Annotated in this window: 16 protein-coding genes, 1 pseudogene and 1 riboswitch; of the genes and pseudogenes, 11 read left to right on the top strand and 6 right to left on the bottom strand. The window is 50.3% G+C overall.

Annotated elements, in window-relative coordinates; all coding sequences use genetic code 11:
- Positions 1 to 10: 10 nt before the first annotated feature.
- Entirely contained in the window at positions 11 to 820 is an 810-nt protein-coding gene (locus PSAB_RS21430) for a polysaccharide deacetylase family protein (RefSeq protein WP_025336622.1), read from the bottom strand.
- Positions 821 to 946: 126 nt separating this feature from the next.
- On the opposite strand from PSAB_RS21430, the gene PSAB_RS21425 reads away from it, so the two are divergent.
- A complete protein-coding gene (locus PSAB_RS21425) occupies positions 947 to 1,360 on the top strand; it encodes a MerR family transcriptional regulator (protein WP_025336621.1) in 414 nt (137 codons plus the stop codon).
- 183 nt (positions 1,361 to 1,543) lie between these two features.
- Positions 1,544 to 2,527: an SDR family NAD(P)-dependent oxidoreductase gene (locus PSAB_RS21420; protein WP_025336620.1), complete on the top strand. Its 984-nt coding sequence runs from the start codon at positions 1,544 to 1,546 to the stop codon at positions 2,525 to 2,527.
- Positions 2,528 to 2,968: 441 nt separating this feature from the next.
- On the opposite strand, the gene PSAB_RS21415 is transcribed toward PSAB_RS21420, so the two are convergent.
- The gene (locus PSAB_RS21415) at positions 2,969 to 3,565 is read right to left on the bottom strand and encodes a hypothetical protein (protein WP_025336619.1); all 597 of its coding nucleotides are present in this window, start codon (positions 3,563 to 3,565) and stop codon (positions 2,969 to 2,971) included.
- 313 nt (positions 3,566 to 3,878) lie between these two features.
- Between PSAB_RS21415 and PSAB_RS21410 the strand changes: the two are divergent.
- Positions 3,879 to 4,361, top strand: a pseudogene (locus PSAB_RS21410) (threonine aldolase family protein); the annotation flags it as partial.
- An 87-nt stretch (positions 4,362 to 4,448) separates the two neighbouring features.
- Here PSAB_RS21410 and PSAB_RS21405 read toward each other — a convergent pair.
- Entirely contained in the window at positions 4,449 to 5,612 is a 1,164-nt protein-coding gene (locus PSAB_RS21405) for a pyridoxal phosphate-dependent aminotransferase (RefSeq protein WP_025336617.1), read from the bottom strand.
- 23 nt (positions 5,613 to 5,635) lie between these two features.
- The gene (locus PSAB_RS21400) at positions 5,636 to 6,535 is read right to left on the bottom strand and encodes a radical SAM protein (protein ID WP_025336616.1); all 900 of its coding nucleotides are present in this window, start codon (positions 6,533 to 6,535) and stop codon (positions 5,636 to 5,638) included.
- A gap of 190 nt (positions 6,536 to 6,725) precedes the next feature.
- Positions 6,726 to 6,818: riboswitch (cyclic di-GMP riboswitch) on the top strand.
- A gap of 90 nt (positions 6,819 to 6,908) precedes the next feature.
- Here PSAB_RS21400 and PSAB_RS21395 point away from each other — a divergent pair.
- The gene (locus PSAB_RS21395) at positions 6,909 to 8,759 is read left to right on the top strand and encodes a stalk domain-containing protein (RefSeq protein ID WP_226991842.1); all 1,851 of its coding nucleotides are present in this window, start codon (positions 6,909 to 6,911) and stop codon (positions 8,757 to 8,759) included.
- Positions 8,760 to 8,879: 120 nt separating this feature from the next.
- Here PSAB_RS21395 and PSAB_RS21390 read toward each other — a convergent pair whose 3' ends face one another.
- Positions 8,880 to 10,697 (bottom strand): LysM peptidoglycan-binding domain-containing protein, encoded by a 1,818-nt coding sequence (locus PSAB_RS21390; protein ID WP_025336614.1) that lies wholly within the window; start codon positions 10,695 to 10,697, stop codon positions 8,880 to 8,882.
- Positions 10,698 to 10,861: 164 nt separating this feature from the next.
- Here PSAB_RS21390 and PSAB_RS21385 point away from each other — a divergent pair, with 164 nt between their 5' ends.
- Both PSAB_RS21385 and PSAB_RS21380 read left to right on the top strand, forming a co-directional pair.
- On the top strand, positions 10,862 to 11,446 hold the full coding sequence (locus PSAB_RS21385; protein WP_025336613.1) for a TetR/AcrR family transcriptional regulator: 585 nt from the start codon (positions 10,862 to 10,864) through the stop codon (positions 11,444 to 11,446).
- Between the two features lie 70 nt (positions 11,447 to 11,516).
- On the top strand, positions 11,517 to 13,769 hold the full coding sequence (locus tag PSAB_RS21380; protein ID WP_025336612.1) for an MMPL family transporter: 2,253 nt from the start codon (positions 11,517 to 11,519) through the stop codon (positions 13,767 to 13,769).
- A gap of 20 nt (positions 13,770 to 13,789) precedes the next feature.
- On the opposite strand, the gene PSAB_RS21375 is transcribed toward PSAB_RS21380, so the two are convergent.
- Positions 13,790 to 14,377 carry a TetR/AcrR family transcriptional regulator gene (locus PSAB_RS21375; RefSeq protein WP_025336611.1) on the bottom strand — a complete coding sequence of 196 codons (588 nt, stop codon included), beginning with the start codon at positions 14,375 to 14,377 and terminating at the stop codon, positions 13,790 to 13,792.
- A 155-nt stretch (positions 14,378 to 14,532) separates the two neighbouring features.
- Between PSAB_RS21375 and PSAB_RS21370 the strand changes: the two genes are divergently transcribed.
- The 5 genes from PSAB_RS21370 to PSAB_RS21345 all read left to right on the top strand — a co-directional run bounded on the left by PSAB_RS21370 (position 14,533) and on the right by PSAB_RS21345 (position 22,948).
- Entirely contained in the window at positions 14,533 to 15,486 is a 954-nt protein-coding gene (locus PSAB_RS21370) for an NADP-dependent oxidoreductase (protein ID WP_025336610.1), read from the top strand.
- Positions 15,487 to 15,728: 242 nt separating this feature from the next.
- Positions 15,729 to 17,591: a hypothetical protein gene (locus PSAB_RS21365; protein WP_025336609.1), complete on the top strand. Its 1,863-nt coding sequence runs from the start codon at positions 15,729 to 15,731 to the stop codon at positions 17,589 to 17,591.
- 163 nt (positions 17,592 to 17,754) lie between these two features.
- Entirely contained in the window at positions 17,755 to 18,912 is a 1,158-nt protein-coding gene (locus PSAB_RS21360; RefSeq protein ID WP_025336608.1) for an acyltransferase, read from the top strand.
- Between the two features lie 497 nt (positions 18,913 to 19,409).
- Positions 19,410 to 20,048: a universal stress protein gene (locus PSAB_RS21350; protein WP_025336606.1), complete on the top strand. Its 639-nt coding sequence runs from the start codon at positions 19,410 to 19,412 to the stop codon at positions 20,046 to 20,048.
- A gap of 47 nt (positions 20,049 to 20,095) precedes the next feature.
- On the top strand, positions 20,096 to 22,948 hold the full coding sequence (locus PSAB_RS21345; RefSeq protein WP_025336605.1) for a Na+/H+ antiporter subunit A: 2,853 nt from the start codon (positions 20,096 to 20,098) through the stop codon (positions 22,946 to 22,948).

Here is a 22,948-nt window from a genome sequence, read left to right as displayed (position 1 = left end):
TCGGTCAGCATTAAGGAAATTCATGAATGAAAGCAGCGATTGGCTGGCCTCCGGGGATTCGAACGCGGTGGAGGGTTAAAAATCCCTGTTTTTTTACGGCGAACCCGGGCTTTGTTGTTACGGCAAAGTCAAATCCGGCACGCTTAACCACCTGTAATACTTTTTGATTGAATTTACCAGATGGATAAGCAAAAGCGATTACTGGGTGCCCCAATCTCTTCTCCATCTTTTGTTTAGCTCCCCAAATTTCATCCACAAGTTGTAATGGGGTGTTTTTTGTCAATTCTGTGTGATGCCGGGTATGCGCACCAATTTCAATGCATCCGGATCGTTCCATTTCTTTTATCTGATCCCAATTCAAATGATTAGGAAAACCGATAAAGTCACTGGTGGCAAATATCGTTGCTTTCATTTGAAGCTTTTTTAAAAATGGATACATGATCTTGTAATTATCCAAATAACCATCGTCAAACGTAATCAAAATCGGCTTATCCGGGATCATCTCTCCCGTTTTCCAACTGATTAAATCTTTGAAAGTCATGGTGTGATATCCGGCATTCTTCAAGTGTTCCATTTGTTTATAAAATACCTTTGGGGGAACAAAAAGCGTACTGGATGGATTGATGCCAATCGAATGATACATCAAGATGGGAATTGAATCTGGGTTGACTGGAGGGATCATTTGAATGGATTTACTTTTTGATGGCGATTGTTTTTCCTCAATTCGCGATTGGGGAAGGGGATCCGCTTTTCGTTCGCATCCGGTAATTATCATAATGAGCATCACAAAAATGAGGGGCATGGTGTGCGGTTTAAACATAATATACTCAACCTCCCATGTAGTATCATGTTCATTTCAGAACAAAATAATCTGGGAATTTTATTGATATTATCGTAGTGAATATAAAGTTGCAGAATTTTCGAATAATGAGAGGTGACGCTTCAAATGGATACTGATCAGGAACTAAGTATTGGTCAAGTTGCTGAGCGCACTGGACTGAGCATCTCCTCGCTGCGATTCTACGAGCGCGAAGGCCTGCTGTTGTCCACTCGGGTCGCACGCGACAACGGCGGCCGCCGTCGCTACAGCCCGGCCGATGTAGAGTGGCTCGGCATCTGTACCAAGCTCCGAGCTTCTGGAATGCCGATTGAGCAGATCAGAAGGTTCGCGGAACTGGTCCGTCAGGGCCCTGGAAACGAACACGAACGACTTAAAATCCTCCGCGAACACCAACAACGAGTCGCCGTCAAAGTTACGCACCTGAACGACTGCCTCGAACTCATCAACTGGAAAGTGGACGTCTACGAACAACACCTTGAGCAAGGAACCGCACAGCACCTCTGGACCGCCGGTAAATGAGAAACCATGGCGCTATGCGCTGCCTGCGGTTATCTTCATCTGTTCAGCGCCCAAAATCGGAAGCTATACAATCAAGGACCCAACATGATGACGAAAACCATTGGTTTTAGGACAGTACTTGACCTTAAGTGCACTACAGGTTGTATGGTGGATATGAGAATATCAGTAAGGAGATGAAACACCATGCAGCATCAAAGTTATTCAAAAACTATGCAGCACAGAATTGGTTCCGGATTTGGCAATCGAAGCACCGCCGATGAGGTACTGCACGAAATCGATCTCTCCGGACGTCTGGCTATTGTGACCGGTGGGTACTCGGGCTTAGGATTGGAGACCACACGAGCCCTCGCCCGTGCCGGAGCCCATGTCGTCGTTCCGGCGCGCCGTCCCGCCTCTGCTGAACGGGCGCTCGCTGGCTTGAAAGGTGTTGAGGTGGTTGAGCTTGACCTTTCGGACCTCTCCAGCGTCCGGGCATTTAGCGATCGGTTTCTAGCCAGTGGTCGCAGTATCGAAATTGCTATCCTCAGCGCCGGGATCATGGCCTGCCCGGAGACTAGGGTGGGGCCTGACTGGGAGGCCCAGTTCGCCATCAACCACCTGGGCCATTTTACGCTGATCAACCTGCTGTGGCCAGCACTCGTTGCCGAGGGAGGAGCGCGCGTGGTATCTGTATCCTCAGCTGGCCACCACCTATCGCCGATCCGTTGGGACGACGTGCAGTTCAAGCGCAGTAGTTACGACAGGTTCCCTGCCTACGGGCAATCCAAGACCGCCAACATCCTGTTTGCCGTCGAGCTCGACAGACGTGGTGCGGAGCACGGTGTACGGGCATTCTCGCTGCACCCTGGCGCAATTCTGACGCCGCTGCAGCGTCATCTGACAAAGGAGGATATGGTCACGCTGGGTTGGATTGACGAAAACGGCAAACCGGCCGATCCAACATTCAAGACACCTCAGCAGGGTGCCGCTACCCAGGTGTGGGCGGCCACCTCCCCAAAACTTGCCGGCTTAGGTGGAATCTACTGCGAGGACTGTGACATCGCAGAACCGGCTCCTGACGACGGCACCCCAATCGGAGTTAAGGACTACGCGGTCGATCCTCAGCAAGCCTTGCGCCTATGGGAACTCTCTGCCGAACTGACAGAGACCAATATACCAACCGTCTAATGCTGCATCCGTACGTATACTCGAAACGCGAAAACGCATCCTGACAGAAGCGTAGCCTCCATAATCGTTTTTACGACCTGTCTTTGATGAGACCCGCGGAAAATTGCGGCGGTTGTTTTTGCATCGAAGACGCATATTTCATTCGTTAGCCATATGTGCTTCCTGCAGTAAGAGATAAAGGGGACGCTAGTTGAATAATGCAGCTGCCATTCTAGGACTATTTTTTCACGTCTATAAGGCAGCTGCTTTTTTAACTTTATTTCATCCTCTGATGGTGCCGCGTCAGCGGCATGAGCGTCTATAATAATAATTTATTTTCATTTAACACAAGCAGCAGGTTCGCCGACGATTGAGGCTGAGCGCTACCCTCGGTGAACCGGACGGAACGCCCTTTGGTCCAGAGGAATCATCATACATAATAAAAGAGCCCTATAAGAGGACTCACAGTTCATCACCCAAAAAATAGCGATCTCCACCTGCGTTTTTATAAGCTCTAATAACATTCAACATTGCCTGCTTTTGTTGCTTACTTAATTTAATATCCGTGCTGTACAAACCGGTTCCAGTTAAACGAATTATTGTCTTCTCTGCATTCGCCATTGCTCTAATCATTTTTAAGTCATCACGGTAAACTGTACTTGAATAAACTTCGTGTACAGTATAAAGTGACATGCTTCCTCTAACATAATCATTGATATTATTTATGCTAAATAACTGGTCATCAGCTCTGATTTCGATCCAATTAGTGCCTATTTGATGGGTCCCTATATACTGCACTACAAATTCCAAATCCGACACTTTTCCATTGTCATTAGAGAAGTAAACATAAAAATCGCTCTTACCCTTGTTTTGCTCGGTTGTTTGAGCATAGTAGAACGAAACATCTTGTACCTCGTCCCTTTCTTCAACCAATCCGGATACCGCTTTTGCAATTTCCTCCGGTGATTTTGTAGGTTGCGGTTGATTGCTTTGCTCATTTGAACTACAAGCAGATAAAGACATGACGACAAGAACACAGAATATTAGTTTTTTAATCATCTTAGTTTCAAAGACCCCCCAATCGCAGTACCACTAGCAAAACTAATTGTCCACTCAGAAGCAGGAATTTTGTAGACTATCCAATCATGCTTTTCTACATATCAAGCCTCCCAAGGGATGTTAGCCTACTAATTATATCCAAAAGATAGTTTTTTGGATAGACTAGGAGTATCTTAGTGCCAAAAAACGATCCAAAAACCTGTAATGTGCATATGAGCTGCAGCCGGCGTTGTTCTCTTTGTACCACAGTTTCGCACCTGGGCATAACACGGAAGTATCAGTGTGATTGGCTCCGGGTGGCGGCAATTTATCTAGCGATTTATCCTTGGCGGATATTGCAAGACTTTGTGATGTGTTCTATATCGGGGGAACTAAGATCGGAGCGTTATTTGGGGAAGCAGCAGTGATCCTAAATGATGAGCTGAAAAAAGATTTTCGGTATATGATCAAGCAAAAGGGAGGATTACTGGCCAAGGGGAGATTACTCGGAATCCAGTTTGAAACCTTGTTTGAAGATGGCTTGTACTATGAAATTTCCAGTCATGCCGTAGAAATGGCGATGATGATTCGAGAGGCTTTTGTTGAAAAAGGCTTTTCATTACGATATGATTCCAAAACCAATCAACAGTTTCCCATTTTGCCGGAAGATGTGTTGATGAAATTGGGCACAAAGTATTCTTTTTCCTTCTGGGAAAAAGCCGATACTAATCACAGTGTTGTGAGATTCTGTACCAGTTGGGCTACAAAAAAAGAAAATGTTGAAATGCTGATTAAGGATATTAAGGAATTGGAATAGTTCAATAAAACAGCGACAGTCTAGGACCTTCTCGTCCATAACTGCCGCTGTTTCTATTACTGTAGTTAAGATCAATAGCAAACTCATTTATTTTAATTTGTTCACGAACTTCTCGATTCGATCGAATCCTTCATTAATATTCTCCACGGAAGTAGCATACGACAGTCTCACATAACCTTCGCCCATAGCTCCAAAACAATCTCCGGGAGACACAACGACATGCTGATCCTTCAGAAGCCCGATTGCAAATTCGTCAGAGGTCAGGCCTGTTTCTTTGATATTCATGAATACGTAAAATGCACCTTTCGGCATTAAGCAGGACAAGGTATCGATGCTGTTGATTCGGTCGACCATGATCTTTCTGCGCAGTTTATATTGCTCATTCATGTATGTAAGAGCGTCCTGGGGTCCCGTCAGGGCTTCGATTGCTGCATATTGTGCCGGAGTGTTCACGCAGGACAGCATAAATTCCTGGATTTTTTGCATTTCAGAGATGACAGGCTCCGGACCTAGACAGAATCCGACTCTCCACCCGGTCATGGCATAGGATTTGGATACGGAATCTACGATAATCGTTCGTTCTTTCATGCCGGGAATACGGGCGATATTGAAGAAATCTTCTTCATCATAGATAAGATACTTGTACACCTCGTCAAAAATCACATATAAATCATGCTCGGCGGCTATTCGCGCGATCATTTCTATCGTTGCCCGGTCCGCCACGGCTCCCGTTGGATTGGATGGCGTATTCAATAGGATGGCTTTGGATTTGGGGGTTATCGCTGCTCTTAAACCTTGCTCCGTAAAGTTGAACCCTTCTTCTTCGTACACCGGAACCGTCACCGGAACGGCATGATTCATTTCGATCATTCCATAATAATTGGTATAGCACGGGTCACTGACGATGACCTCATCTCCGGGATTCGTAAGGACCAGAAGGGAGAGGTAAAGCCCCTGCATCCCCCCAACGGTAATCATAATTTCATCAAGCGGATTGTAACTGACTTTATCAAAATTTTGAAAATGCGCGCTTACCGCTTCACGTAGAGGAAGAATACCGGAATTGGGTGTGTAATGCGTATGGCCGCGATCCATGGCTTTTTTGGCGGCGTCAATAATATGCTCTGGAGTATCAAATTCAGGTTCGCCTATTACAAAACTAATTACATTGTCTAATCCTTGGGCCATATCATACATTTTTCTGATTTTAGCCGGTTCGATGCTTGCGATCTTTGATGATAATTCTTTCATTCCTGATCTCCTTCCTCCACCCATTATCTGGGGATTGAAACCGCTCCTTCCACACCTTTTTGCAGGTGACCGTCTAAATATTCGACCCCAATGGAGTTTAAGCCTTCTTTTAGTGCCGCAATCATTTCATCTTTCTTGTCTGGGAGCATACCGCGAACGGGTATTACATTGGAGGTATGGAGACCGAAGAAAAAGGTATGGTCCAGGTTCAGTCCGCTTAACATTTCGATTTCCTCTTCAATATTTTGGCGCAAGGTATTTTCTATAAAAAGCCCTTCTTCTACTTCTTCATCCAGCGGGCTGCCGGGATCCACATGTAAAGTGGCAATAAAGATCAGCTTTGGCTTAACTTCATTTAGCAGTTTGCTGTTTGCTTTTGCATTTTCCCGTGTTTTTTCGCTGCCGGCTCCTCCGATGATAATATTTACACTAAAGTCCATTCCAGCTTCGGTTAAACGCTTTAACTGTACTTTGGCTTCATCCACCGTAAATCCTTTATTAAAATGTTCCACTACCTCGGGCATACCGGATTCCAGGCCGATATTGAGGTCGTTAATCTTTAAGGCTCTTAATTCTTTAAGCTCTTCATCGGTTTTATTTTTAATGTTATTAACGGAGGCATACATCGCTATAGTCTGAACTTGAGGCAGAATTTCATTGATTTTAACCGCAATGGATTTAAGCCGGTCTGCACTCAGGGCAAAAGGGTCGGCATTGACTAAAAATATACGGTTTACTTCAGGATACATTCGTTTGGCTTCCCATAAATCATGCTCAATTTGTTCCAGCGTTTCGACATGAAAAGGCACATCGCTATACATGGTACAGAAGCTGCACTCATTATGGCTGCATCCGACAGTGACTTGCAGTAATAGCGAATTCGCTTCAAAAGGCGGACGGTAAACGGGGCCGGTATACTTCATTTTCTCTTCTCCTTTGTACATAGCACTGATTTCTATAAGTTTACAATTATACGGCTATCTGAGGTAGTACGTACTTTAAAGTGCGTATCTCAAGTGAGTGACAAACAAAATATTAATTGGTAAATTTTAAATCTGGATTTATACTGAAAAAAGAAGTGCAAAAGAACTATAAGAAATCACGAAACAAGTGATTGACCAAAGGCAAACTCGTTCGAAAGGCGGGGGCGCAAAGCCACGGGTCTTCCGTTATAGTAAGCTATAACCAGACAGCCGGGTTGCTCAGAGGCTTGTTTTTTTGCGTGTTCTTACAGCAGAAGAAAGGAATGGTTCAACGAAAATGAGACGAATCTTTTGGAGTGTGCTTGTGGTCTGGATGCTCGTTGCATTAACCGAAATGGAAACAAGGGGGATGGCTGCGAGCGCAGCAGCAGGGCAGAACTACACATGGAAAGACGAGGTGACGAAGTTCAAAGTCGGACCGGTTGATTTTCAAGATCTCAAGGATGCTGATATCGCTGGCCGCTACTTAACCTGGACTATAATTCAAGATCACTATGATTCGATTTATGTTTTAAATTTGGATAACGGAAAGACGGAAAGATTGACTACCGATAAGACCCACAAATATAACCCGGTTCTAGCGGATACCATTCAAGGCCCAATGGTTCTTTGGATTCAGAGTAATGAACTCCATGGAAGTGATATATGGGGATACAATTTGAAAAGTAAGGAAAAAAAGAAACTGGTTGACGGCGGGTCATCCTCGCTAACGGAGCCCGTTGGAAATGGCAATTATCTGGCATGGGTTGATCATTACAAAGTCCAAGTTCTTAATTTGGCAAGCGGTGAGTCGGAGGAGATCGAGGAAGGGAGTAATCCTCAGCTGGGTAAGGGCCGGCTTATCTATCTGTACCGATCCGATGAAATTAGAGCCTATGATTTGGGTTCAAAGAGTGAAGATCATTTTTACGGAGCCAGCTTTCCGCATGATTATTCGTTCAATGGCAAATACATTGTGCTTAAGACCAAGCTTAGGGAAAATCAGGGTTATGTTGAGCTGAACGCAACCACTCCGTCTGAGAAGGGAATCGTGCTGCAAAAAGATTCTCCTTACAAATTGTCAAAAGTATTCACAGGGTTGTCCTATGGCATTTGGGTTGAAAAAGGAGAGGGAGATCAAGCAAAGGTAACAGGTGTAGACCTTTTGCATAAGGAGTCTTTTTCGATACCGCTGGAAGCGACATACAATCATGTACTCGGACTCTCCGGCGATACGCTGATTTATTTAAATAAAGGCGGTTTTATCGTCAAAAGAACCATCATTCCTCCGAGTACCCGTGCAGACCGGAATGCAGAACCGATTCATGTCGTTATGGATGGGGTAGAGGTTCCCCTGCGTACGGCCCCGATTTCGCTTAACAATAGCACCTATGTCGAGTTTCGTTCCCTGTTCGAGCGGATGGGGTTCGGCATTAAATGGGATAACAAAACGCGCCAGATCACGGGCACCAAGGGAAGCCTGGTAATTAAACTGACTATTGACAAGAAAGAAATGGTTGTTAATGGAAAAGTTATCAAAACCGATTCTGCGCCGGTTACTCGGGGCGGTACAACCTATGTCCCTCTTAGGCTTATTGGTGAAGCGGCTGACCGTAAAATTAGCTGGAATAGAGCAAAGCAGACGGTGTACATCAGCCTGAAAGATACAAAGGATACCCTGTATAACGAAGACGGCAGCATGCGGTATCATGGCGGGCTGGTAGACGGTATCCGTGAGGGGTATGGAACGCAATACAACGAAAACGGACGTGTTTTCTATGAAGGGGAATGGAAGAACGATAAAATGGATGGCGAAGGGAAAATGTACTATCTTTTCGCTGACGAACTGTACTTCGAAGGAACGATGAGAAATGGCAAGCAGGTGGAGGGCATCGAATATTATCCCGGCGGAGGACTTCGGTATAAAGGTTCTTACAACGAATCGGGCTTGCATTGGGAGGGGCTAGAGGTGGTTCTGAATCGAAGTACTGGTGAATATCTCGTCGTAGAAATAAGCCAGGGAGGTCGAGAAGGAAAGGCAATCTGGTATTACGCCAATGATGAGGTTAAAATTGAGGGGGATTTTGCGGACGACCGGTTTATCAACGGCACCCTCTATGATCCCGAGGGGAATATGCTGTATCAAGGCGGATTTGACGAATGGGGTGAACCTTTAAAGAATTAAACAATAATAGCAGTCCCGATGAAGTTGTCTGGATCGGGACAACTGCTAAACTTAAAATTATCTCTCTGAGCCAACCCTTCAATCGGGTTGGCTCTTCTAGTCTTTGAATCAATCTTACTGTCAAAGAAATCGTAATCCGTTCACCATCGCTTGAAGATGAGCTTGGTCCGCCCAGAGGATGAAGTATGGATACGTGCTGCCGTTAATGACAACAGGCTGCGGGTATACGGCGATGAACGCCGATTGTTGCCGCAATTCAGGCGCTTGATCCTGGGATGGGAAGATGTAGCAGGCTTCCTGACCCTGCACGCGTCCCGGGACAATTCGCGGCGAAGAGCCGTACGGCATTAGCGGATGATACGCTTCGGAACGGCACAGCTCGTCGAAGGATAAATCGCTGGCCAGAGCGGAGATCTGGAAGAAACCGTCCGCGCCCTCGTACCGGGTCTCGCTTACCGCTCGCCACGCGGCAGGGTAGGGGAAGCTGACGCGGTACACATCGCTGCGGAACTGAGCGTAGTTATCCGCCGGAACGGCTGCGGAGGACCATTGTACGGAGGTGATGGCACCTGTTCCCGAAACAACACGGATCGGTGCGGGATGGCGGATATCGACGATCCAAATCTCGCTGGAGAGACCCGATCCTTCGCAGCCGGACAAGTAGGCGATGGCTTCGCTGTCCGGGGACCAGGTGACGGGAGTAGCAAAGCAATCGGAGACGGCCGGGATTTGCTGGCCTCTGCCTTGCGGACGTTCGGTTCGGATAGTGGAGAAGTAGCCTTTACGTTCGGCAAAATCAGTTGCGCTGTACGCGATAGCGGCGCTATTTGGAGCCCAGGCCGGATAATAATTTTTCGCTAGCGGCCCGCCCGTCAGTTCGGATAGGTTCCCTGTATTGATTTCTGCCACGTAAATAATGGAAATGCTTGCGCCGGGAGAGGTGAAAAGGGCATGGGAGCCGCTTGGCGAGAGCTCGACCTCGTTCTTGGGGCTGAACGTATCATTCGTAATTTGTCGCTGGCCGGTACCGTTGACGCGAATCTCATAAAGCTGATCTGTTCCGGTGTTATCCGGGGCCGCAAATAACAGCTTATCGCCGGAGGGAAACCACTGCACATGCTTGGCGCCGGTTACGGGCAGCGTTCGGCCGAAGAAGGCAGCCAGCTCATAAAGCACGATCCGGTTCTGCTTCGTGTAGGCGATCTGCGCGCTGTCCGGGGACCAGGAGAGGGTGGTATAGGGCTCGAGCTGATCGATCTGCGTCAAGGTTCCCTGCAGCACGTCGAGGATGAAGAGAACCCCTTGCTTCCCGATAAAAGCAATCCGGCGATTGTCCGGCGACCAATAGGGCACGGAATGGGCATCCGCCTGCTGACCTCCAACCGCTGTCGTTCGGCCGCTCCGCGGATCGTACAGCCAGAGATCGTAGGCGCCGCCAGCGTTCGAAACAAAGGCCAGCCTTCCGGCTCCGCCCGGAGGAGCGTAAGGAATGATTAGGTGCATGCCCGCGATGATCAAGTCGGAAGGCAGCCGGTTCGCTTGGCGGATCAGATCCGGTCTTCGGATGCCGCCAGTCGTGACGTTGTATCTGCCGGCAAGTCCATATAAGGAATCCCCGGGTTGCACCACATAATAGGGGACACCCGGCGGGATGATGAGTATTTGATCGATATAGATTGTGTATGGCGGACTCAGCCGGTTGGCTTCGATAATAGCAGCCATAGGCACGCCGTATGATAGGGAAAGGGAGTAAACGGAGTCTCCGGGTTTCACCTGAACGGTTGTCACACCGGACGGAACCGACAGCTGCTGACCGGGGGTGATGAAATCGGGAGACGGAAGATTGTTTGCTGCGATAAGCGCAGCGACAGGGATTTCCCACCTCTTGGCGATTGCCGACACAGATTCGCCGGGTCTAACGGTATAGAACGTCTGCACGGGGACGACCTCCTCCTTAAACCTCTTGTTACCCAGTGTATTCAGCGGATGAATGATGCAGAAGCCGCCGCCTCCTCGTGTTATTTTGTCAAAGCGGGTGATTTATGCTATTATTTGTTTGATCAATCAAACAGATGATGCAATGACCGCATGAGGAGGTTAAGATGACCGAGCCGGATAAACAGCAGAGAATTATCGACGCAGCCTACCAGGTGTTGGCGGAAAAAGGCTACGATGAAGCCTCCACGAAAGAAATCGCCCGCGTTGCAGGAGTGGCGCAGGGGCTGATCGGTTACTATTTTTCCAGCAAGGATTTGCTGTTCGCCGAAGTATTCCGCCGCGAATCGGAGAGATATTGCGAATCGCTGCCGTTCGTGCGAAGCCACAGCGACAGTCCGCTGGACGAGGAGAAAATCAAATCGGTACTGAGCGTCCCGAAATCTAGAGCCGAGGAGAACCCTTCATGGATCAAGCTTCGTTATGAATTGTTCGCCCTGGGATTGAGGAACGAAGCGGTATCCGGCAGCATCAAAGATACCCTTGCAAGCAAACGCGGGCACCTGGCCGAGCTGATCGAGTCCATTGGCAAGCTCCCGGAAGAGCATTCCCGCGCGCTGGCCCCGATCCTGCTGTCTGTCTTCGATGGCCTTGCTTTGCAGCGGCTGTGCGACGAAGGTTTCGATTACGACGGCGCATATGATACCCTAGCCGCTATGATTGCCGCTTATGTTAGCAGTGTTCAAAAATAGAGATGAACGGGCGGCAATTTTTTTTAAAGGTTATTGTTTGATTGATCAAACAAATTTCTGGAGGAGATGAATGATGGACAGGCCACATGGATACCGCAAGGAAACTTTGGCATTATCCCGAAATACGGTGCTGCGGTCGCTCGGACATTTTATTGTAAAGGCCAGGTGGCCGGTCATTATTTTGGGCGTTATCGTGTTTGTCGCTTCTGCTGTTATCGGCGCCGGAACCGTTGGCAAGCTCTCCCTCAGCAGATGGGAAGTGCCGGGCTCCGAATCGTATCAGGCGGGTAAGGCGCTTGAGCAGCGGTTCGGCTCCGGCAGTCCGAATCTGGCGCTGCTCGTCACGGCAAAGCATGGCACGATCGACAGCCCGGACATTCGGGAAGCGGGACTTGCGCTTACCGACGAATTAGCAGGAGAAGAAGCCGTTCAGCAAGCGGCCTCGTACTGGTCCCGCGGCGGAACGCAGACGCTGCGAAGCAAGGATGGAACACAAGCGCTTATTTTGGCGCATTTGAAAGGCACGGTAACGGAAGCGAGGACGGCATTGGCTAGCTTATCCCCAAAATTCACCCGGGAGACTGAGCTTCTCAAGGTCGAGGTGGGCGGGCAGGACGAAATATTCCGGCAGGCAGCGGGGCTCGCCCGTCAGGATTTTGCCCGGGCGGAGATGATCATACTGCCTGGGGTATTTGTCCTGCTGCTGCTGGTATACCGGCGCTTCAGGGCGACGGCTCTGACCATCGGCGTGGGATTGTTCGCGATGGTCGGCACACTGGCCGGATTGGCCGCCGTTGTTCCGTTCACAGAGGTATCGACTTTTGCGCTCAATCTGACCTTGGTCATGGGGCTTGGTCTTGGCATTGATTATTCGCTGTTTATGATCTTCAGGTTCAGGGAAGAGCTCGCGTCGGGGAAGGATGCCCATGCTTCAGCCGTGATTGCGGTGGAGACGGCCGGACGAACCGTTATTTTCAGCGGGATTACGGTCGCTGCTTCCTGTTCGGTGCTGTTTGTCTTTCCCTTCCCATTCCTCCAGTCTTTCGCTTATACCGGCGTAATGGTGGTGCTGTCGGGCATTATCGGTTCGGTGCTCATCCTGCCCGCGTTCTTCGCCGTACTTGGTCCCCGGCTTGCCCGTCGTTCCCAAACGGGAACATCTACGGCCAGCCCCGGATCTTCCCGATCCCGGGGGGACTGGTGGTATAGATGGGCCAAAGCGGTGATGCGCCGTCCCGTACTGTACGGAGGCGCAGCGATGCTTATTTTGCTGCTGCTCGGTTCTCCCGTCCTGGATTTGCGGTTCGGCCTCCCCGATCACCGTGTGCTACCGGCCAATGCTACAAGCCGAATAGTCGAAGACCAGAAGATGGCCGGTTTTCCTGCCGAGGAGACGGATGCAATCCAGGTTGTCGCCTCCGAAGTCAAGGACCCGTCAGCCGTAATGGCGGACATATCGGCTTATGCGGAGCGGTTATCGAAGGTCTCTGGTATTATTCAGGTGGATTCTCTGGCCGGTTCCTACGCCGAGGGGCGCTTGATTACGCCTGCCAATGCGGCCCACGCCCGGTTTGCCGGAGCGGATGGAGGCACCTTTCTAACGGTCATTCCTTACGGATCAGCCATCAGCGCCGATGCTCCCGGTCTGGTAAGGGAAATCCGGGCAATGGCGGCGCCGTTTGAGGTCATGGTAGGGGGATATCCGGGGGATTTGACCGATTTCCGCGAAAAGCTGCTGGAGAGAATCCCGGTTGCGCTTGTCCTCGTCCTCGCCATTACGTTTGTCATCCTGTTCCTGATGACAGGGAGCATTCTGCTGCCGTTGAAAGCGACGCTGCTTAATTTTCTCAGTCTGACTATAATGTTTGGCGCACTTGTCTGGGTGTTCCAGCAGGGGCATTTCTCCAGGTTGCTCGGCTTTACACCGGCCGGCTCCATCGAGCCGAGCATTCCGATTCTGATGTTCTGCATTGCGTATGGCCTGTCCATGGACTATGAGGTGTTCATCCTGTCCCGGATTAAAGAGGAATACGACCGAACCGGCGATCTGGAGGAATCCGTGGCTCGGGGACTTCAGAAGAGCGGGTCTCTGGTTACGACTGCGGCAGTGATTTTGGCTTTTACGTTCGCTGCTTATGGGACAGGTGAGGTTGTGTTTCTAAAAATGCTGGGGGTCGGTATGACACTGGCTGTGCTGATCGACGCCACCCTGATTCGCTCGGTGCTGGTGCCCGCGTTCATGAAGCTGGCAGGCAGGGCCAATTGGTGGGCGCCGCCCGCGCTCCGCCGCTTCTACGAGCGCTATGGCATTTCGGAGGGGTAGGCGGAGGAACGATCCAATGGTTACCCGCGGAACTGTCGGTTCATACCTTCAGTGAGAACCGACATAACCTGCTCGGTCATCTCTTCGGGGGTATACCGGCTTGTTCCCTTGCTCCAGTCCGCCGCCGCCCCGAATATCGCCCAGCTTGTCATTAACGCCAAGGTTTCGGTGGGGAACGGCCGATTGGCCGGGTCAGCAGGGCTTTGCTTCAGCCAATGAAGCAGCAGCGAATATAATTCCTCCTGAACAGTGCGTTCAAACAACGGATTCACGGTATCAATCGGATAACAACGGTTGTTCATCTCTTTGAAATGCTCCAGAACAGTCTGGATCAGGATGCGCAGATGGGTCTGATCCCAATCGGCGTTTGAGGGAAGACTGGTTTCCAGCAGCCGCTGGAATTTTTCCCTTATCATCGTCTCGAGCAAGGCGTATTTATCGGGAAAATGTGTGTAAAACGTTCCGCGGTTAACATCGGCACGGTCCGTAATATCCTGAATCGTGATAGCGGAGAAGCCCTTCTCTCTCATCAATTCCATAAACGCTTGTTTGAGCTGCCGCCGGGACCGCTGGATACGTCTGTCGGGTTTGTTATTGCGCGCTTCCATGAAAATCTCTCCTTTTGTATTCAACAAACAGGGCCATTTGTCGGTTAAACGAAAGAGGGGCAGGATTGTTTATTGAATCGTGGCCTTTATCTTTTTACTATTATACAAACAAATGTTGAATTTTTCCGGAACGGAAAGAAAGGACGGGATGCTGTATGGCTGAAACAGAAACGATGAACGCAATTCGCTATCATGCCCATGGCGGGCCGGAGGTGCTGCAGTATGAGCGGGTAGAGCGTCCGAAGGCCTCCGCGGGCGAGGTGCTGGTTAAGGTCCACGCGGTTGGCATCAATCCAGGGGACTGGCAAATCCGTTCGGGACTTGCCGGCGATGCTTTCCCCCTTCCTTACATCCCCGGCTGGGATGTATCGGGGATCGTTGCAGCGGTTGGACCGGGGGCGGAACGTTTTCGGGAGGGCGAGGCTGTATACGGCATGACCGCGAACAGCGCCGGCTGCGCGGAATATGTGACCGTGCCCGAGTCGCAGCTTGCCCGCAAGCCGGAACCCCTTAGCCATATACAAGCTGCTGCAGTGCCCATGTCGGCGTTCACGGCCTGGCATGCGCTGACGGAGCAGGGACAACTGAAGCCGGGCCAGACGGTGCTGATCAATGGAGCGTCGGGAGGCATAGGACACTTTGCCGTTCAGATTGCCAAGCTGAATGGAGCGAAGGTTATCGGCGTTGCTTCCGGCAGAAATGAAGGCTTTGTTCGGGAACTAGGTGCGGATGAGTTCATCGATTATACCGTGACACCGATCGAACAGCTGCCGCTAGCCGCCGATTTGGTGCTGGACACGGTTGGGGGAGCGGAGGGGGACCGCTTGCTGAATGCGCTAAAGCCGGGCGGAAGCCTGGTGCCGGTCACCTATGGCCAATATTCCGTGGACAGAGTTGCCGAACGGGCAGTCCGTATTCTGCCGGTGCGCCTGCTGCAAATTACGGCGGCAGATCTGGAACGGCTCAGTCAGTTGTTCGACGAAGGACGCTTGCGGGTTGTAATCGATACGGTGGTGCCGCTTAAGGACACCCGCCAAGCCCATGAACGAAGCGAGAGCCGCCGGACGCGGGGGAAGATTGTAATCGAAGTCTGCCAGCAAGCTCAATAATGTGTACCCGGCTGCATCACATATTACGGGATACCCGGCGGAATAATGAGCAAATGATCAATATAGATCGTGTATGGCGGACTCAGCCGGTTGGCTTTAATTCGTAATCGGAATCGCTAAAGATGGCAGCGCTAGACCAGGTGTGTCGTTAAGCAGTACGGGCAGGCAGGACACTTCCACAAATTAGTCGAATACAATGAATGGATTATATTGTAAAATAATGAATTTGTGGAGGTGCCGGTTTGGCTTACATACGATTGATTGTTTTAGTTTTGGCGTTCGAAGTGTTTATATCGGCTCTGGTTGGGCTTGGCATTTATGTCGGGTTTTCCGTATTTCCATACGCTCAGCTGCCGGTAACGGTATCGGGCGCCGCTGCGCAGACGAGCGGGTTCAACGCGACCATCCCGCTCTATATGCCTTCTCTCTCGGATCTGAAAGTTCCCTACACTCAGCTTCAAGCCGGGAAACCGGTATGGGGCATAGCGGCAATTCTGGTGTCGGCGGCGGTGTTGGTGGTCCAAAGCTTTATCAGAGGCATGTACCTTGGCGGTATAAAAGGATGGGTCCAGAGTCAAAGGATGGTCCCGCTGATCCAATGCGGACGCCGGTATTTCAAGGATATGCTGGGATGGTCGGTGTTTCAGCTTGTCTTGTACGCAGTGACATTTTTTCTGGCTGCGGTCTTTTTCCCGTTTGGGATCATTTTGATCGTTGCTTTGCTGTTCTTTTCGCTCACGCCTTATCTGATCGTCCTACAGGACCTCTCTCTCAGTGAAGCCTTTGCCGAGGCACCGGGCCTGTTCCGGCGTTATTTCAGGACGCTGCTGCCGCTTGCTCTGGCCGCCATGCTGTGTACGCTGATCTTCAGTCTGCTGCGCTCTCTCCCCCAGCCTATGGGATATGCGATACCATTGCTCGCTTATGCAGTGGTCGGAACCTTTCTAATCGCCGAGCTTATGGAAAGGCTGGAAGGAAAGCTGCGGGAGGACGGGGAAAAGACTCCGCATTTGCCCTTCGGGGAGGCCGGGGCTGGACGAATATCAACCTATATTACCATCCTGCTCGTGCCGGTGCTGGTCACAGCGGGTGTTCTATCAGCTTCCGGCCGGCACCTCAGCGCGGTTGATTTTGGCGGTAAAAAGCGGCTCGCTGGCATCTCTTACAATACGAATTTCTCTGATGTCTTCTATGCGTCGGAGATGAGCTATACGGCTTACGAATGGCGGACAGGTGATTTTCGCATTGCTATGCGGCTTCCAGACCTGTCTGGCGGGCGGTCCCCAAGAGAATTACGGGGCATAGCCGACATTACTTGGCTGCTAAATGAGGAAATCAGAACCGTAAACGGAACCACGACTAACATTAGTGTGCAGCCGTTCACGCGCAAGAGCCGGCTGATGTACCGGCTTGTCCGGGAGACAGCGCGGGACGGCAGCTTTTACTACTCCAGCTTGAATGGCTCCGTGTCGATCCTTCCGGGAAGGACGCGGTCTAGTGAGCCGCTGTCCGTCCAAATGATGGTAAGCGGGAACGGCAGCAACATATTTATACTGCAATACCCGACACGTTTCGGATCAACAGAGGTATTCCGTGTTTCGGATGACGGGCGGTATCTGATCCCAGGTACAAGTCAGGTCAATCCGATTGATCTTCACGCTTACTGGTTCACTGCGGAACAACGGAAAGAGGATGTCTTTGAGCTGCTTAGCGCCAAAAACAAAAACAGTTTCTTAGCGACCCTTAACCGGGCATACCTGCCGCTCGCAGCAGCTATGCAGGAAGGGGACGGGAGCATGGTCGTCAAAATTTTGGAGACGATGCGGGCGGCCGGAGTACGCGTGAAAGTTCCCGATTGGGATGAGCGGGGGTGGACTGAGTATCTGCAGAGCCGATACGAGAATGCCAGTGTGCAGAGGACGCTGGAGTTTATGACGAAGGCCGGCGTTCAGGGGAGCTACGAGAGCAGGGAACTACCGGAGAAAAGCGACGAGAAAACTGGCGCCTACCGATTCGAGGTGCCGTTTCCGACCGGGACGGTGCCGATTATCTATGAGGAATCCAAGGGGAACGGCAGACTAGTATCCGTCACTATATTCAAATAATCGCCCCCTAACATACTGTTCCTGTTCCCGCATCACCACATAGAGTTACTCAAAATCACCTAAAGGGAGAATGCCGCAGCAAGGACCCATTGATAAAATGGAGGCAGGCGGCCTGCCGAAAACGGATAGGCTGTAAATCTGCGGAAGCCGAGGTGAGGAGCGGATGGCGACAGGAGCCTCTTTCAAGCCTGTTCAAACGTCCCAACTGGAAGGCATCTCCCAAATCAGGCCCAGGGAGCGATTCATCTATTTGGATTTGATCAAGACAATGGCCATTTATCTGGTTTGCTTTTATCATTTCAACAATCTTCCGATTGATATTCTGAACCATCCTTCCTTTTTTACCTATTTAAATTATGGAATCTTAGGCATGGCCAGCGCCGGGGTGCCGCTGTTCTTCATGGTAAACGGAGCGCTGATGCTGAACCGAAGCTATAGTCTCCGCAAGCATGTATACAAAATCCTCATGATCTGCATTCTGACGGTCGTTTGGGGCATTCTTACCCTGGCGGTGCTGATCCCGATTAAAGGCGACAGCTACACAGCGGTTCAGTTCGTCAAAGCCCTGCTCGAATGGAAGCAGTATAGAATATTCCATCTATGGTTCCTCCAGACGCTGGTCTGTCTGTATATCCTGTTCCCCTTGATTAAAGAAGTCTACGATAAAAAAGATAAAGGGCCGCTGTACTTTTTCTTCGGCACGGCTTTTCTGCTCACTTTCGGGAACGTCTTTCTCAGTAATCTCGCCAATACGGCGGAATGGGTAATGAACGTCAATTATTTGGATAAGAATTATAATTTTTTCAATAAATTTAACGTATTCAACGGCTTCTACGCCTTTTCGATCGTATACTTCATCTTGGGCGGCTGGCTGCAGGCCAGGCTGCAAAAGAACCGTTTCCGCAGGCCCAGCAGTCCGGTGCTGACGGGGATCATTCTGACCGCTCTGATTGTGCTGCTCGGATATGGGCTAATCATGAGTCAGTCGAACGGGGTAGTATTCGATACGGTTTTTGACGGGTACGATACCCTAATGACCCTTATCGTTACCGCAGGTCTTTTTATCCTGTCCTCCCGCTACAAACAGGGCAAATCTCCCCGGTTGTCAAAGGGAATGGAGATCATCGGCTCGAATACGCTGGGGATTTATCTCATTCATGTCATTGTCGGCTGGTTTACGCTGCCTTACTATAAACTGCTGCCCTTTAGTACGAATTTGCTTGCCAACCTGATCTATGGAGCGGCCGTAATGATTCTTTCCCTTGGGATTGTACTGCTGCTCAAGAAATTTCCTGTCGTGAAGCTATTATTCCGGCTATGAAATAGATGACGGAAGCATGGAGAGGGGCAGTCATGAGCCTGTTCGGGCAATTTACTCGGAAAGCGGATGAGGAGATACAGCCGTTTTGCGTACGATCCGTACATATTCACGCGGAAGAAAGGGCATGCTGACAGGAGCAGGTACAGCGTTAGTTGCGGAGCGGGATCTATAGCTTTCATATGCAGTGTTTGGCGGAAGGCCCTGAATCTTTAATGCATTCATGCTTTGTTCAAGCCTCCATCCCAGCGCAAGCAAGAGGATGAAGAGGCCAGAACATATCATAACCTTGCGAATGAACATGGAAATCACTCCTTTGTACAAAGGATTCCCTGTAAGATGATCGGGCATACCGTTATTTTCTGCGAGAATCTCTTTACAATCCCCTCTGCGGCCGATATAATTTATATTAATTGTATAATTCGTTAACTAGGAGGAGCCTGCCAATTGCGGGCTCTTTTTGCGTTTTTTCGGGAAAACTGAAGCAGGAGGCGTAGAAAATGACTGTGGAACCGAACAATGAAAGTATTATGGTGTGTGTCCATTACGGACCGCACGGCCAGCGTTTAATTCAAAGAGGAAGTCGATTGTCCCTTCTGCTCGGAGCTCCTTTAACCGTACTTAATGTGGACTCATCCAGGGATTTTGAGTACAACGCGGATAGGGAGCGGTATCTCTCGGCATGGGAGAAGCTGACCAAAGAGGCTGGCGGAGAATTTCTGATCCGTAAATGCCTTGGAAGAAGGACGGCGGATGTCATTGCGGAAACGGCCCGGGAGAGGGGAATCACACAAATCGTTATTGGACAGTCCGGCCGGACCCTGTGGGAAGAGATTACCCAAGGCAGCTTTATTAACGATTTGATTGAGCAGCTTGGTCCGATTGATCTTCATATTGTAGCCGTCCAGCGCTATCCCGATATGCTGGAGGAAACCCATGAGAAGGGGATTACGGCTTTTCTGGTGAAGCAGGGGGAGAGCTACGTGCTTAGTGAGCAGGAAGAGGGAAGCGAGACGATCAAGGGGATATTTTTCCGGGAACTGCACACGGATTTTAATAACGGGCTGTTCAAAACGGTGGCGAATGGCGAACCGCAGTACTTGAGAATTATACAGGGTGAATGGATAAAGCCGCATTAGTTCAAGATTCATAAAAAATAATGTCTGTATAGGGGGAGTGCTCGTCTGTGCTGCATGCTGCCATTTTGATTCCATTTTTGCTGGCTGCCTTGATTCCGCTTGTCAAGCGTCTATCGCGCATTCATCCGGGTTGGGTGGTTCTGCCGATTCCGGCTGCGCTGTTCCTGTATTTTCTAACGGGAATTCCTGACGTACAGGAAGGAAACTATACGCGGGAGAGCATACACTGGATGCCTTCGCTGGGTATCGATATTTCGTTATATCTGGATGGCCTCAGTCTTTTGTTTGCCTTGCTGATTACCGGTATGGGCGCTCTGGTGATCTTGTATTCCATCTATTATCTGAACAAAACGGAAGCGCTCGCCCGCTTTTATATCAATCTGCTTATGTTTATGGGAGCCATGCTGGGAGTGGTTTTGTCTGATAATTTAATGGTGCTCTACGGATTTTGGGAGTTAACCAGCATTACGTCTTTTCTGCTGATCGCTTTCTGGCACCGCCGGGAAAGATCCCGTTACGGTGCGCTGAAGTCGATGCTTATTACCGTCTTTGGCGGGCTGGCGATGTTCGCCGGGTTCAATCTGCTCTATGTAATGAGCGGAACATACAGTATTCGCGAGATGACCGGCCAGGTACCAATGCTGGCCCAGGAGCCGCTTATTATTCCGGCGATGCTGCTGATTTTGCTGGGCGCCTTCACAAAATCGGCGCAATTCCCGTTTCACATCTGGCTGCCCGATGCCATGGAGGCGCCGACTCCGGTCAGCGCCTATCTTCATTCGGCCACGATGGTGAAGGCGGGGCTGTATCTGGTTGCGCGGCTTAGCCCCATTTTCGCCGGACAGAACCTGTGGTTGTGGCTGGTCTCGCTCACGGGTCTAATCACGCTCTTATACGGATCATTCAAAGCGATTAAACAAACCGATTTGAAGGCCATGCTTGCCTATTCCACCGTCAGCCAGCTCGGACTGATTATGTGCCTGCTTGGACTCGGCTCCGCCGCTTCGCTGGCTTCCGGCGCGGAGGAACCGCTGTTTTATGCTTCGGCGACCGCGGCGGCTATTTTCCATCTGATCAATCATGCCGTGTTTAAAGGATCTCTGTTTATGGTTGTAGGCATTGTCGATCATGAAACGAATACAAGAGATCTGCGCAGGCTTGGCGGATTAATGTCCCTGATGCCAATCACGTTCTCCGTAGCGGTGATCGGGGCGTTCTCCATGGCGGGACTGCCTCCCCTTAGCGGCTTCTTAAGCAAAGAAATGTTCTTTACAGCCGTACTGAATATTCGGGAGTTCGATGTTCTGGATGGACACTCGTGGATGATCCTGTTTCCAGCGGTAGCCTGGATCGCGAGCGTGTTCACCTTTGTTTACAGCATGATCCTGGTCTTTAAGACATTTACCGGAAAGCTTAAGGAAGACCAATTGGATAAAATACCGCATGAAGCGCCGCTTGGCCTGCTGGTTTCCCCAGTGGTTCTGGTTTCATTGGCTGTGGTATTCGCCTTCTTTCCAGGACTGCTGTCTTATTCGTTAATCGAACCGGCCATGGCCGCCGTCCATAACGGATTACTGGCGCCAGAGGAAACGTTTAGCGTCTCTATCCATCTCTGGCACGGCTGGACACCGGAGGTCTTCATGACGCTGGGCGTGATTGCCGCAGGCACGCTGCTGTTCAGAGGTTACAGTCAACTACGGATACTGGACCGTGAATGGAACGCGCGGAATTTGCTGAACCGTATGTATGACGGTTCACTTCGATTGCTGGAGGGCGGGTCCCGCCGCTTCACAGATCTGTATATGACCGGCTCAGTCCGGCATTATCTGCTTTATATCTTCAGCTTTTTCATCGTTGCCTTGGGGAGTGTTATGCTCGGAGCGAAGGGCATAACGCTTGGCATGAACCATTATGCTCCGCTGTCTTTCTATGAAATGGCCGTCATTGCTGTTATGGTTCTGGCGGCAGTGGCCGTACCTTTTGCCAAATCGCGTATAAATGCGATCCTGTTCACCGGCGCGGCCGGCTACATGGTGACGCTGCTGTTCGTCATCTTCCGCGCGCCGGATCTTGCTTTAACGCAGATGATTGTAGAGAGTGTTTCCGTCATTCTGTTCCTGCTTTGCTTCAGGCATCTTCCGAAGCTAAGCAAGGGGAAGAGGCCGATAAGCTTTAAATTGCCGAATCTCGTCATTGCCGCCGGCGTCGGCATTACCATGACCCTTATCGCGCTGGCAGCTATGGGAAGCAGTCCGTTTGCTCCTATCTCGGAGTTTTTTCTTAAAGAAAGCTATTCCTTGGCAGGAGGCAAGAATGTGGTCAACGTTATTCTGGTTGACTTCCGGGGCTTCGATACGTTATTTGAAATCATGGTCCTGGGCACTGCATCCCTCGGGATCTATGGCCTGATCAATCTTCGAATGGAACCCGGAAATTCGGCCGGAGTCAGAGCTGCCCTCGGAAGAGCGGCTTATCCTGCCAGGAGCAATGATGTGATCCTGCAGACGATGTCCAAGGTCATCGTGATCATCATTATCACCTTTTCGATCTATCTGTTCTTTGCCGGACACAATCATCCCGGAGGAGGCTTTATCGCAGCGCTTATGGCTTCAGCCGCGCTTATTCTGCTTGCGGTCGCCTTCGGGATGGAAACGGTACGCAGGGCGCTTCCGGTGAACTACCGGATGTTAACGGCAGCGGGACTGTCTATTGCCGTTCTTACCGCAGCGGGCTCGTTCGCTTTCGGAGCTCCTTTTCTAAGCCACTCCTTTGGCCATTTCCATTTGCCGATTATGGGCGATACCGAGCTGGCTACAGCCGTACTGTTTGATCTTGGCGTTTTTTTGGCTGTGGTTGGAGTAACGATGAGCATTATTTTAACAATAGGGGGGGATGAGTGA

This window comes from Paenibacillus sabinae T27 (assembly GCF_000612505.1).
Taxonomy (GTDB): Bacteria; Bacillota; Bacilli; order Paenibacillales; family Paenibacillaceae; genus Paenibacillus_AQ; species Paenibacillus_AQ sabinae.
This window is presented reverse-complemented; position numbering and strand designations above follow the sequence as displayed.